Annotated in this window: 8 protein-coding genes; all 8 read left to right on the forward strand. The window is 35.2% G+C overall.

Annotation, left to right across the window (positions count from 1 at the left end):
• Nucleotides 1-104: 104 nt before the first annotated feature.
• The 8 genes from ACEN92_RS08090 (at nucleotide 105) to lacZ (ending at nucleotide 14,232) form a co-directional block, all read left to right on the forward strand.
• Nucleotides 105-2,363, forward strand: coding sequence for a GH92 family glycosyl hydrolase (locus tag ACEN92_RS08090; protein WP_495641864.1), 2,259 nt, complete (start codon nucleotides 105-107; stop codon nucleotides 2,361-2,363).
• Nucleotides 2,364-2,383: 20 nt separating this feature from the next.
• Nucleotides 2,384-4,261 carry a sodium:solute symporter family protein gene (locus ACEN92_RS08095; protein ID WP_495641865.1) on the forward strand — a complete coding sequence of 626 codons (1,878 nt, stop codon included), beginning with the start codon at nucleotides 2,384-2,386 and terminating at the stop codon, nucleotides 4,259-4,261.
• 117 nt (nucleotides 4,262-4,378) lie between these two features.
• Nucleotides 4,379-5,344, forward strand: coding sequence for a glycoside hydrolase family 130 protein (locus ACEN92_RS08100; RefSeq protein WP_495641866.1), 966 nt, complete (start codon nucleotides 4,379-4,381; stop codon nucleotides 5,342-5,344).
• 7 nt (nucleotides 5,345-5,351) lie between these two features.
• On the forward strand, nucleotides 5,352-6,428 hold the full coding sequence (locus tag ACEN92_RS08105) for a carbohydrate-binding family 9-like protein (protein ID WP_495641867.1): 1,077 nt from the start codon (nucleotides 5,352-5,354) through the stop codon (nucleotides 6,426-6,428).
• A gap of 10 nt (nucleotides 6,429-6,438) precedes the next feature.
• Nucleotides 6,439-7,599: a glycoside hydrolase family 18 protein gene (locus ACEN92_RS08110; protein WP_495641868.1), complete on the forward strand. Its 1,161-nt coding sequence runs from the start codon at nucleotides 6,439-6,441 to the stop codon at nucleotides 7,597-7,599.
• Complete coding sequence (locus ACEN92_RS08115) at nucleotides 7,599-9,836, forward strand: GH92 family glycosyl hydrolase (RefSeq protein ID WP_495641869.1); 2,238 nt, start codon at nucleotides 7,599-7,601, stop codon at nucleotides 9,834-9,836. Before ACEN92_RS08110 ends, ACEN92_RS08115 begins: the two co-directional genes overlap by 1 nt.
• 11 nt (nucleotides 9,837-9,847) lie before the next feature.
• Nucleotides 9,848-10,876: an isoaspartyl peptidase/L-asparaginase family protein gene (locus ACEN92_RS08120; protein ID WP_495641870.1), complete on the forward strand. Its 1,029-nt coding sequence runs from the start codon at nucleotides 9,848-9,850 to the stop codon at nucleotides 10,874-10,876.
• A 215-nt stretch (nucleotides 10,877-11,091) separates the two neighbouring features.
• Entirely contained in the window at nucleotides 11,092-14,232 is a 3,141-nt protein-coding gene (gene lacZ, locus ACEN92_RS08125; RefSeq protein WP_495641871.1) for a beta-galactosidase, LacZ type, read from the forward strand.
• Nucleotides 14,233-14,238 lie beyond the last annotated feature (6 nt).

A 14,238-nucleotide genomic window follows, 5' to 3' on the forward strand; every position in this document is an offset into this window, starting at 1 on the left:
ATGAATTTTTTGATGTTTATCTAAGTTTATACGTTATCCGTCTAAATTAGTTTTAATAAAAACCAAATTTATCTAAATTTAAAGTTAAATTAAGATTGTTTAATATGAAGAATTTTATCCTGCTTATTTTATTTGTTGCTTCAATTACAAGTTGTAAAATAAAGACAAATAAAAATAACAGCCAAAAAGCTGTTTTTATTGATCATGTAAATCCTTTTATCGGAACCGGCGGTCACGGACACACTTATCCGGGCGCAACAGTTCCTTTTGGGATGCTTCAGGTGAGTCCTGATAATGGTATTTCGAGCTGGGATTGGTGTTCAGGATATCATTATTCAGATTCAATCGTAACAGGTTTCAGTCATTTACATTTAAGCGGAACAGGAATCGGTGATTTGGCAGATATTTTATTTATGCCGATTAACAAAAAAGTAGATTTAACCGCCAAGGCCACTTCGCGCGATTTCCTTCCGTATAAATCAAAATATAGTCATGCTAACGAAAAAACAATACCGGGTTATTACCAGGTTTTTCTTGAAGATCCTAAAATCAATGTAGAGTTAACCTCATCACAACGCACCGCTTTCCATAAATATACATTTGCAAAAAATGATAAGCAATCCGTTGTTATTGACCTTGGCTTTGCTATTAACTGGGACAAAGCCTTAAAAACAGCCTTAAAAATTGAAGATGACCATACGATAAGCGGCTACCGTTTTAGTACCGGATGGGCAAAAAACCAAAAAGTATTTTTTGTGGCAAAATTTTCAAAATCTATATCAGAAACCATGTTAGCTGCTGATAAAAAGGTAATTGAAGGTAAAACAGCGGAAGGAGAAAATACATCATTACAATTATTTTTTAATTCAGATAACAGCCCTGAATTACTGGTAAAAGTAGCTTTGTCTTCGGTAAGTGTAGAAAATGCAAAAGATAATCTGGATACCGGGGATTTTAATTTTCAGGATATAAAATCGCAGGCACAAACTATTTGGAATACCGCTTTAGATAAAATTGTAGTTGAAACTCCTTTAGATTCCCTTAAAACAATCTTCTACACGGCTTTATATCATTCACAATTAGCGCCGGTAACTTACAGCGATAAAAATGGACAATTCAGAAGAGAAGATGATAAAATAATTACAGCAAATAATTATACCGCCTACTCTACCCTATCGTTATGGGATACATTCAGGGCCGAAAATCCTTTACTAACTTTAATTGCACCGGATAAAGTTTCTGATTTGGTAAATTCTATGTTAGCCTATTACGAGACTAAAAAGATACTGCCCGTCTGGACACTTTATGCTAACGAAACCAACACCATGACAGGTTATCATTCGATTCCGGTGATTGCAGATGCTTACCTCAAAGGCATTAAAGGTTTCGATTCTGAAAAAGCATACGAAGCCATGAAAACAACCATGATGCAGGACGAGCGCGGCTTAAATTTTTATAAAAAGTACGGTTATATTCCATACAATTTATTGGACGAATCGGTTACTATTACTTTAGAATACGCTTATGATGATTGGTGTCTGGCACAAATGGCTAAAGCCTTAGGAAAAAATGACGATTATAATTTTTTTCTAAAACGCTCTAAAGCTTATCAATATTTATTTGATCCAAAAACAGGATTTATGAGAGGGAAATCGGAAGACGGGAAATCATGGAATGAACCTTTCGATGCTAAACATTCAAATCATAGGGAACATACCGATTATACTGAAGGAAATGCCTGGCAGCACAGTTGGTTTGTACCCCAAAATGTGGAGGATTTTATTAAGTTACACGGAAGTAATGAAGTTTTTGCAAGCCGTTTAGAACAATTATTTACCGAAAACTCTGAGATAACAGGAAATAATGTTTCTGCTGATATTTCAGGATTAATTGGTCAGTACGCACACGGAAATGAGCCAAGCCATCACATTGCCTATATGTTCAATCATGCCAATCAGCCTTGGAGAACACAATATTGGGTGCGTCATATTTTAGACACACAATACAATACAACACCAAACGGATTAAGCGGAAACGAAGACTGCGGGCAAATGTCTGCCTGGTATGTTTTCAGTTCAATGGGATTATATCCAATGAATCCTGCTTCGGGTGAATATGAAATAGGAAGTCCAATTTTCGAAAAATCAACCATCAATCTTCCGGGTAAAAAAACTTTTATAATTGAAGCAGAAAATGTTTCAGAGAAAAATTTTTATATCCAATCAGCAACATTAAACGGTGTTTCATTTAATCAGACAGCAATCTCACACAAACAAATTGTAAAAGGAGGAGTTTTACATTTTGTAATGGGGTCCGAACCTAACAAAAAGTGGGGTCAAAAAACAAACATACCAAGTAACTAACTACCTAATAAATAAAATTAATGGACATCATAGACGTATCAATCATCGTAGCTTATATTCTGCTCTCTGTAGGTATAGGAATCTGGATTTCAAGGAAAGCATCAAAAGGGCTGGATGATTATTTTCTTGGCGGGAAAACAATTAAATGGTATTTCCTGGGTCTGAGCAACGGATCTGGGATGTTTGATGTTTCAGGAACTTCCTGGATGATTGGAGTACTGTTTTTGTATGGCGTAAAAAGTTTCATGTTTATGTGGCTTTGGCCTATTTGGAATCAGATTTTTGTAATGATGTTTCTGGCGGTCTGGATAAGACGGTCAAAAGTAATGACTGGTTCTGAATGGATTCTGACTCGTTTTGGAAGTGACAGGGCCGGAAAAGCATCTCATATTATAGTAGCCATTTTTGCCATCATTTCTACAATTGGTTTCATAGCTTACTTTTTTGAAGGAATCGGAAAATTTATAACCATTATTCTTCCATGGGATTTAACGCTTCATTACGGAGATTTAATTCTACTGACTTCAGAACGCTCTTATGCTTTGATAATCATATTTTTAACTACTATTTACACGGTTAAAGGCGGAATGTTTTCTGTAGTTGCTACAGAAGTGGTGCAATACTTAATTATGATTATTGCCGGAGTTTTAATTGCCGGATATGCTTTCATCAATTATACAGATGTTCAGATTAATTCGGTTATTACCGAGGAATGGAAAAATGTTTTCTTCGGATGGCAGTTTGAAGCCCAGTGGAGTGATAAATTTCAAACCTTCAATCATTTAATAGATTCTGAAGGCTACAAAATGTTTGGCGCTTTTATCGGAATGACCTTATTTAAAGGCTTTTTTGCGAGTGTGGCAGGCCCAACGCCAAGTTACGATTTACAAAGAATTCTTTCCACCAAATCGGTAAAAGAGGCAGCCTATATGAGTGGTTTTACCAACTTAATTTTATTCATTCCGAGATATTTATTAATTACAGGAATTGTGGTAATTGCTTTGGTGAATTTAGCGCCGGAACTAAATGCCAATACAGGTTTAACAGGAGCCGATTTAGAATTATTAATGCCAAAAGTGGTTAATTTATATATCCCTGTCGGAATCAAAGGAATATTATTAGCAGGTCTATTGGCCGCATTTATGTCCGGATTCTCAGCCTTCGTAAATGCAGGACCGGCGTATATCGTAAATGATATTTATAAAAAATACTTCAAGCCCGTTGCAACAAATGCACATTATATAAAAGTTAGTCAGATCTCTTCTTTCTTAGTTGTCGGTTTAGGCGTTTTCATGGGATTCTTTGCAGACTCCATAAACTCTCTAACGCTATGGATTACCAGTGCGTTGTACGGAGGTTATGTTGCAGCCAACTTTTTAAAATGGATTTGGTGGCGTTTTAATGGATGGGGATATTTCTGGGGAATGTTTGCCGGATTGGTAGTCGCTTCTCTGCAATTTGTTTTAGGCCAGAACAAAGGAAACTTTCCTATTGGAACATTCCTGTATGATTTATCAGAAATGCAGGCCATTTATTTATTTCCGGTAATATTTGGATTCTCTATTTTGGGTTGTCTTTTGGGAACTTTTCTAAGCAAACCAACAGACATGGAAGTTTTAAGGTCTTTTTATACCAATGTAAGACCCTGGGGTTGGTGGAATCCGGTTTATAAAACTCTAAAACTAGAAGATCAGTCTTTCGAAAAAAATAATGATTTCTATAAAGATATGCTGAATTGTGCTATTGGTATTGTATGGCAGTCAAGTATGATTTTGCTTCCAATATTCTTCATTATCAGAGATTATCCAAAAGCAATAATTGCATTAATTGTGTTTTTGGTAACGACAACTATTTTAAAATTCACCTGGTTAGATAAAGTTCGAAAAATAGAAGATTAAGAAAATATTTTATACAAGAATACCACAAGTCCAAAAAAGGAGCCCGCGGTGCAATTAAAATCTAGTTGCACCCACAAGGGTTAAAAAAAATTAAGTTTAATAATAAAATTATACAAAGTGAGTACAATTCCCTGGCAAGACAGACCCGAAAACAGCAATGATATAATGTGGAGATATTCTGAAAACCCTATTATTGGCAGATATTCCATACCTTCATCAAACAGTATTTTTAACAGTGCAGTTGTTCCATTTGGTGATGGATTTGCAGGTGTTTTCAGATGTGATAACAAAGCGGTACAAATGAATATTTTTGCCGGTTTCAGTAAAAATGGTATTGATTGGGATATTAACCATGAACCAATTGTAATGGGAGCAGGTAATACGGAAATGATCGAATCTGCTTATAAATATGATCCGCGTGTTGTTTTTATCGAAGACCGTTACTGGATTACCTGGTGCAACGGTTACAACGGACCAACAATTGGTATTGGATATACTTACGACTTTAAAGAATTTTTCCAATGTGAAAATGCTTTTTTACCATTCAACAGAAATGGCGTTTTATTTCCACAAAAAATAAACGGAAAATATGCCATGTTAAGCCGTCCGAGTGATAACGGACATACGCCATTTGGAGATATCTGGATCAGCTATAGCCCGGACATGAAATATTGGGGAGAGCACAGATTGGTAATGAAACCAACTCCTTTTGAAGACAGTGCGTGGCAGTGTACTAAAGTTGGCGCAGGACCAATTCCTATTTTAACAGATGAAGGCTGGCTGATGCTGTACCATGGTGTAATCAATACCTGCAACGGTTTTCGTTATGCAATGGGAGCAGCACTTTTAGAAGTTGATTCACCTCAGAATGTTAAATACAGAACACAGCCGTATTTATTGGGGCCTGCTGAGCTGTATGAGCAAGTTGGAGATGTGCCGAATGTTGTATTTCCTTGTGCCGCTTTACACGATATTAAAGAAGATAAATTAGCCGTTTACTACGGAGCAGCAGATACTGTTGTTGCTATGGCATTTGGTAAATTAAGTGAAGTTGTTCAGTTTACAAAAGATAACAGTTTATAAAAAAGGCATGCGTTTAAAAACTCAATGGTTAACAATCGCTTTAGGGTTTATTTCGATAATTGGTTATTCACAATCAAAAAATACGATTATACCTAAAATCTATGTGGCATCAAAAATAGAAAATCCAATTGTTATTGATGGAGATGATTCTGATGCTTCGTGGAATAAAGCTGTCTGGACAGATCTTTTTACAGATATCGAAGGTGTTGAGAAACCAAAATACGGAACAAAAGTAAAAATGCTCTGGGATGAAACCAATTTTTATATATTAGCGAAACTTGATGAGCCTGACGTCTGGGCAAATTTGAAACAACGCGATACTATTATCTTTTACAACAATGATTTTGAAGTTTTTATTGATCCCGACAGCGATACTTTTAACTATTATGAATTAGAAATTAATGCTTTGAATACGGCTTGGGATCTGTTTCTGTCAAAACCTTACCGGGAAAATGATAATGTTGTTTTAAATGACTGGAATATTCCGGGTCTGAAATCGGCCGTAAAAATCAAAGGAACGCTAAATAATCCAAACGACAGAGATGAAGGCTGGGTATTAGAAATGGCGATTCCCTGGGCATCTTATAAAACTTCCTATAACGAAAAAAATGTGCCCACAGATAAATTCTGGAGAGTCAATTTTTCGAGGGTAAACTGGCAGCATACCGTAACTGATAAGGGTTATGAACGCAAAAAAGGGATTGACGGGAAATTTTTGCCGGAGTACAATTGGGTATGGTCGCCAATGGGAGTCATCAATATGCATGAACCTGAAAAATGGGGTTATGTTTATTTCTCTTCGAAAGAAGGAAAAGACAGTTTTACAATTCCGCAGGATGAAAAAGTAAGATGGGAATTATACACTTTATACAGAGCACAAAAAGAATATTATCAAAAGCACAAAACATGGGCTAAATCTTTAGCAAATCTGACTAAAGAAGTGATCAATGTTGATAATAAAGTTTTAAAACCGATACTCGAAAATCATGCAGCAGGATATAATATTTCAGTAAAAAGTCCTTTTTCTAATAAAACATTCATTATTAAGCAGGATGGTAAAATTATAGCTAATGATTCTTTTTAAACCACACAATATGGCAATAAAATCAGTTTTCTCAATTCTGATTATCAGTATGTTTTTTGCTTGTTCTTCATTAGAAAGAAAACAAAATCAACCGAAAGAAGAATTTAAAACAATTGGGTATGTTGCTGGTTATGAAAATTTTGATCCGTCAAAAATTGATGCGGACAAGTTAACTCACGTTAATTATGCTTTTGCTAATATTATTGATGGAAATGTTCAATTTGAGTTGGCTACAGATAAGGCTAAAATAGAAAGTATAATGGCTCTTAAAAAGCAAAATCCCGGTTTAAAAGTATTGTATTCTATTGGTGGCTGGGTTTGGTCAGATCAATTTTCAAATATAGCCGCTTATGCTGAATCAAGAGAAAAATTTGCTAAAAGTGCTGTTAAACTACTGAAAGCTTATGGTTTTGACGGGATTGATATCGATTGGGAATTTCCTGGGCAACGTGCTGAGGACAATGCTTTCAGACCTTCAGACAAAGAAAATTTCACCTTATTATTAGGCGAATTGCGTAAACAATTAGAAATTGAAACTAAAGTGGATAATAAGCATTATTTACTCACTATTGCAGCAGGAGCAGATCAGGAATACATCAATCATACTGATTTAAAAAAGGCACATCAATATCTTGATTTTATAAATTTAATGTGTTACGATTTTTATAACGGTTGGTTTTATCAAACAGGACATCATGCTAATTTATATCCTTCAAAAGAAGAAAAATTTGGAGGAAACAGTATTAGTGAGTCAGTAGATAAATTCTTAAAAGAAGGTGTTCCTGCTAACAAGCTTATTTTAGGAATTCCTTTTTATGGAAGAAAGTGGGAAAAAGTAACAGCAACAAATAATGGCTTATACCAATCAGCTCTAACGGGAAGTTCTATTGTCGCATCCTGGGAAATTGCAGCAGAATTAAAATCAGGAAAATTTCAGGAATTATATGATGATTCGGCAAAAGCATCTTATTTATGGAATGCTCAGGATAATATTTTTATTTCTTATGAAACGCCAAAAGAAATTGCTTTAAAAGCAGCATTCATTAAGCAAAAAAAATTAGGTGGTGCTATGTTCTGGGAATATAGTTTAGACAATAACCAAGAGCTATTAAACACGCTGTATCAAAGTGAAAATAATACAAAAGAAACAAAAGCAAGTTTAAATAAATAATGAAGAAACAGTATCTGATATATGTACTATTTGTATTGTTGTTATCTAATTGTGGGCTACATAAAAAAGGAGAAATTCAATTGACTGATTATGTAAACCCGTTCGTTGGTACAGCTGGTCCCGGCAATACATATCCAGGGGCAACAGTTCCTTTTGGGATGGTACAGCTAAGCCCTGATATTGGAATACCCGGCTGGGATAGAATTTCAGGATATTACTATAAAGATTCTATTATTTCCGGATTTTCCCACATGCATTTATCAGGTACCGGAGCAGGCGATTTATATGACATTTTAGTAATGCCGACAAACAGCAGGTTTACAAAACGGATTAAGGACAATAATTTTATACCTTTTTCGAGATTTTCGCATGATAAAGAAACAGCAGTTCCGGGTTATTATGCCGTAAATTTATTAGATTTTGGAATTAAAGCAGAACTCACTGCAACCGCACGGACAGGTATTCATAAATATACTTTTCCTAAAGATGATGCATCGCAGATTAATATCGATTTGGGCTATGCCTTAAATTGGGATACACCTATAGAAACCTATATCAATGTCGTGGATCAGACCACTATTGAAGGGTATAGAAAATCAACAGGCTGGGCCAAAGAGCAACGGGTGTATTTTGTTATGAAGCTTTCAAAACCTTTTAGATCCTATCAGATTTTTAAAAACGATTCCCTTACAACTAATCCATCGAAAGCAATTAAGACCAAAATCATTTTAAATTATAATACAGTTGATGAAGATGAAATAATTTTAAAAACAGGGCTTTCCACAGCTTCTGTTAAAGGAGCTTATAAATCCTTAGAAGAAGAAGCTCCCGATTTTGATTTTGAAAATTATAAAGCTAAAGCCTCTGCTCTTTGGGAACAAGAATTACAGAAAATTAATATCACAACACCTGACGATACCAAAAAGAAGATTTTTTACACCATGATGTATCAGTCGATGCTGGCTCCTACATTGTTAAGTGATTGTAAAGGAGATTATAAAGGTGCCAACGGTGCTATTGAAAATGCAAAAGGATTTGACAGATACGATACATTCTCGTTATGGGATACCTATAGGGCGGCACACCCATTGTATACTATTTTGCATCCAAAACGTGTTTCCGGTATGATTAATTCTTTATTGGCACATTATAAAGAAACAGGCTTATTGCCCGTTTGGTCTATGCAGGGAAATGAAACCAATATGATGATAGGCAACCACGCAATACCCGTTATTGTTGATGCTTATTTTAAAGGAATTGAACATTTTGATGCATCATTAGCTTATAAAGCCTGTGTAGAAAATTCCATGGCTAATTCAAGACAATTAGACAGTTATAAAACATTAGGCTATGTTCCTGTTGATGAAAATAATGAAAACTGGTCAGTTTCAAAAACGCTGGAGTATGCCTATGATGATTGGTGTTTGGCGCAGTTTGCAAAAGCATTACATAAAGTAAATGATTATGAATACTTCTTAAAACGTTCTGAGAATTGGAGAAACCTATACGATTCTAAAAGTACATTTATGCGTCCAAAATTGAAAACCGGAGAATTTATAAAAGAATTTATTCCAAAAGAATATACGCCCTATTTTTGCGAAAGCAATGCATGGCAATATTTTTGGTCGGTACCGCAAAATATTGAAGGCTTAATAAAAGCAGTTGGCGGAAATTTAACTTTTGAAAAAAAATTAGATTCAATGTTTACCTTAAAACCGCTCCCTGAAGACAAATTGCCTATATTTAGCACAGGCATGATTGGACAATATGCACATGGTAATGAACCGGGCCACCATGTGGCTTACTTGTACAACTATATTAATCAACCCTGGAAAACAGAGAAGTTAGTCAGGGAAATTTTAGAGAGTCAATATAAAAATACTCCCGGCGGGCATTGCGGAAATGAAGATTGTGGACAAATGTCATCCTGGTATATATTTAGTTCATTAGGTTTTTATCCTGTAAATCCGGCTCAGGGAATCTATAGTTTTGGGTCACCATTATTTGACGAAGCCACAATTAACTTAGAAAACAATAAAATATTTGTTATTAAAGCAAGAAACAATAGTAATAAGAATATATATATCCAGTCTATTAAATTGAATGGAAAAAAAATAGACAGAAATTACATTACGCATAAAGAGATTACACAAGGAGGTACCTTAATTTTTACAATGGGTAAATCCCCTAAAAAAAATAAAAATTACACGGCATTATCTTCGGAAATGTTTAATTAAAAAACAAGCATATGTCAAATAGAAGAGATTTTATAAAAAAAACAACTTTAGGCACACTTGCCATAAGTTCTGTTATAGGCTATAGCGGATTTGCTAAGAATACAAAAAATGAAGAAATTTCGGAAATCGAAGACTTAGGAAAAAAGCAAAAAAAACCAATTATCATTTCAACATGGAATCATGGTTTACCCGCTAATGAAGAAAGCTGGAAACAATTAAAAGCCGGAAAACCAGCCTTAGATGCTATCGAAGCCGGAATGAAAATTCCCGAGGCTGATCCCAATGTCCGAAGTGTTGGTTATGGCGGATATCCGGATCGTGATGGGAAAGTAACTCTGGACGCCTGCATTATGGACCATAACAGCAATTGTGGTTCGGTTTGTTTTCTGGAAGGCATTATGCACCCTATTTCAGTGGCAAAAAAAGTATTACAAAATACACCTCACATTATGCTTGCGGGTCAGGGAGCGCTTCAATTTGCATTGTCTGAAGGTTTTAAAGAAGAAAATTTATTGACCCCTGAATCTGAAAAAGACTGGAAAAAGTGGATGGAAGATTCAAAATACAAACCTGTAATAAATATAGAAAATCATGATACAATTAGTATGCTGATGCTGGATCAGGAAGGAAATCTTGCCGGCGGCTGTACAACAAGCGGCGCAGCCTGGAAAATGCATGGTCGCGTTGGTGATTCCCCAATCATCGGCGCGGGGCTTTTTCTGGATAATGAAGTGGGTGCTGCTGCTGCAACCGGTTTGGGAGAAGCAGTAATCAGAACTGCCGGAAGCGCAATGGTGGTCGAATTAATGCGTCAGGGAAAATCACCTTTTGATGCCTGCAAAGAAATTACAGAACGTATTTACAACAAGCATAAAAACCATAAAGACATGGAATATCTGCAAGTCGGATTTATTGCATTGAATAAAAACGGTGAACATGCAGGTTACAGCTTAAGATCAGGATTTAATTATGCTGTTTCTGATGATGAAAAAGGACACCGAATGGAAGATGCTAAATTTAAAATGGCCTGGGAAAAATAGCCATGCCCGAGCTTTGCTGAATTTGGATTACGCATAATTTTTAAACACATAGAAACATAGTTTTTTTGTGTAGAAAAAAGAATAGAAAAGGAAACTAGTTTCTTCACACATAGTCATGTGTGTTTAAATAAGTGAAACGCCTTTTTTAAGTTTTAAAATCTATGTTTCTATGTGTTTAAAAAACAGCAGACAGAGGATTAAAAAAAAAACAAATAATGAAGAAAACATTATCCATAATATCAATACTAATTATCTCAATTTTATCTGTTAACGCACAGGAAAAAGTTCCTTTCTGGCAAAACGAAAAAATAAATGAAGATAACAGAGAGCCAATGCATGCTGCTTATTATGTTTTTGAAAACGAAGCATTGGCAGCCAAAAACGACTGGAGACAATCTAAAAACTATCTGGACATAAACGGAACATGGAAATTTAAATATGTTAACAGTCCGAATGATTTACCAAATGAATTTGAAAAAAGCACTTTTGACGATACGGCCTGGGACAACTTTAAAATTCCGGCCAGCTGGGACGTAAATGGTTACGGTTATCCGGTTTATGTAAATACTACTTATGATTTTGATTATTTAATGACACCAAATCCGCCGTTTGTTCCCACAAAGTATAATCCTACAGGAGTTTACAGAAGAGAAGTAACAATTGACAAATCGTGGGAGGGAAAAGACATTTTTCTTCATATAGGTACAGCAAAATCAAATTTGACAGTTTGGGTAAACGGTATTTATGTTGGATATGGAGAAGACGGAAAACTGCCATCTGAATTCAACATAAATAAATATGTAAAAACCGGTAAGAACAGTATTGTTCTGAAAGTAATGAAATGGAACGACGGCTCGTATTTAGAATGTCAGGATATGTGGAGAATGAGCGGCATCACAAGAGATTCTTATTTGGTTGCCAGAAATAAAGCACATTTAAAAGATTATGAAATCATTCCGGATCTGGATGCTTCTTATGTAAACGGGATTTTTAAAATTTCAACTTCGTTTTCAGATTTAAATAAAAAAGACAATTATACTTTGGAAGTCCAATTAAAGGATGGTTCAACAATTGTTGCTTCAAAAGTTATTCCGGCGCTAAACGAGAAACAAACCTTTGATTTTGCAGTAAACAATCCTAAAAAATGGAGTGCAGAAATTCCGAATCTGTATCAAATCAGTTTTCTTTTAAAAGATAAAAAAGGGAATATTATTGAAGTAATCAATCAGAATGCCGGCTTCAGAAAAGTAGAAATCAAAGGCGGACAGCTTTTGGTAAACGGAAAAGCAATTTATATAAAAGGCGTTAACCGTCATGAAACAGATCCCGTTACCGGACAAACGATTTCGAGAGAACGCATGGAACAGGATATTAAAGTGATGAAAGAATTTAATATCAATGCAGTAAGAATGTCCCATTATCCAAACGATGAATATTTTTATGAATTATGCGATAAATACGGAATTTATGTGGTTGATGAAGCCAATATAGAATCTCACGGTATGGGTTATGATATTACCAAAACTTTAGGTAATAAACCCGATTGGGAATTGGCGCACCTACAGCGTATGCAACGTATGGTTGAAAGGGATAAAAATCATACATCTATTATTATCTGGAGTATGGGTAATGAAGCCGGTAATGGTTATAACTTTTACAGAGGTTACTTGTGGATAAAAAACCGTGATAAATCAAGACCTATTCAATACGAGAGAGCTACAGTTGGCGGCTGGGACGGAAAAACTTTAAAATTTGACTGGGATTCTGACATTATAGATCCAATGTACAGTTCACCAGATAAAATGGAAGAATATATTGAGGCAATTCCAAATCCAACAAGGCCTTATATCCAATGTGAATATGCACATGCTATGGGGAATTCTATGGGAAATTTCAAAGATTATTGGGATGTGATTAGAAAACATCCCAATTTTCAGGGAGGTTTTATTTGGGATATGGTCGATCAATCTGTTTATAAAACGCTGCCTGACGGAACCCGTATTCTTGGTTATGGAGGAGATTTTGGTCCAAAAGATGTCGTAAGTGATAATAACTTTGTCAATAACGGCGTATTTACTGTAGAAAGAAAACCAAATCCACATGCTTTTGAAATGCGAAATGTGCTTCAAAACATCCTGACTTCCTGGGATAATCAGTCGACTGCAACTATTAAAGTTTATAATGAATTTTCGTTTAAAGATTTAAGCAACGTCAGTTTACACTGGAAATTGGTTTTGGACGGAAAAGATGCTATTAGCGGAGTTATCGATAATTTAGAAATCAATCCAAACGAATCTAAATCGTACACACTTCCGATTCATTTAGAGGGAAAACAATTTAAGGAAGCCTTTATAAATGTGACCTATCATATTAAACAAGACGAGCCGTTTTTACCAAAAGATTTCGAAATTGCAACAGAACAGCTTGCCTACAAAGGAAGTTGGAAAAATGATATAAAAATTGAAGGCACAGCAAAAATATCAGTAGAGAAAAAAGAAAACAGCACTATATTTAAAAGTGATAAAGCTGAAATAGTTTTTGATAAAAAAACAGGATTTATAAACGGGTATTCATTTAATAATCAGCCGATTTTAAAAGAAGGATACCAATTACGCCCAAACTTTTGGAGAGCACCAAACGATAATGATTTTGGAGCTAATCTTCAGGTAACTTTAAAAGCATGGAAAGCAGCTACAGAAAATCCGATACTTGTAAACTGGACTTATTCTGTTACAAAAGACAATAAAGTTTTGGTAAAAGCAACCTATAATTTACCGCAGGTTTCATCGCAATTAGAGCTAAATTACGAGCTAAACGGCAACGGAGAATTAAGTGTAAAAGAACAGTTAGATTTGGATAAAACCAAAGAATTACCTGTACTGCCGAGATTTGGAATGGAAATTATCCTGCCTAAGGATTTCCAAAATATCAGTTATTACGGAAGAGGGCCTCATGAGAATTATATCGACAGAAATTACAGTGCTCAGGTTGGCATTTATAATCAAACGGTTTCAGAACAATTTTATCCTTACATCCGTCCGCAGGAAACCGGGAACAAAACAGATATCAGATGGTACCAGCTGTCTAATAATAATCTAAAAATAACAGTTAAATCAAATGATTTGCTGGCGGTTACAGCATTACACTTTTTAAATGAAGATCTGGATGACGGCCTGAAAAAAGATCAAAGACATGCTGCCGAGCTTAAAGAAAGAGATTTGACAAGTTTAAAAATCGATTACAAACAAATGGGTGTCGGCGGTATCGACAGCTGGCAGGCGTGGCCAATGGAAAAATATTTACTGAGAGACAAAAACTATCAATATCAATTTACAATTACACCATCAATAAAATAATTCATT

This window comes from Flavobacterium sp. Flavsp81 (assembly GCF_059491325.1).

Excerpts from the sequence above, each read along its gene's own strand:
- ACEN92_RS08110 (WP_495641868.1), top strand. The coding sequence starts at position 6,439 with ATGGCAATAAAATCAGTTTTCTCAATTCTGATTATCAGTATGTTTTTT.
- ACEN92_RS08105 (WP_495641867.1), top strand. The coding sequence starts at position 5,352 with ATGCGTTTAAAAACTCAATGGTTAACAATCGCTTTAGGGTTTATTTCG.
- ACEN92_RS08095 (WP_495641865.1), top strand. The coding sequence starts at position 2,384 with ATGGACATCATAGACGTATCAATCATCGTAGCTTATATTCTGCTCTCT.
- ACEN92_RS08115 (WP_495641869.1), top strand. The coding sequence starts at position 7,599 with ATGAAGAAACAGTATCTGATATATGTACTATTTGTATTGTTGTTATCT.
- ACEN92_RS08120 (WP_495641870.1), top strand. The coding sequence starts at position 9,848 with ATGTCAAATAGAAGAGATTTTATAAAAAAAACAACTTTAGGCACACTT.
- ACEN92_RS08090 (WP_495641864.1), top strand. The coding sequence starts at position 105 with ATGAAGAATTTTATCCTGCTTATTTTATTTGTTGCTTCAATTACAAGT.
- lacZ (WP_495641871.1), top strand. The coding sequence starts at position 11,092 with ATGAAGAAAACATTATCCATAATATCAATACTAATTATCTCAATTTTA.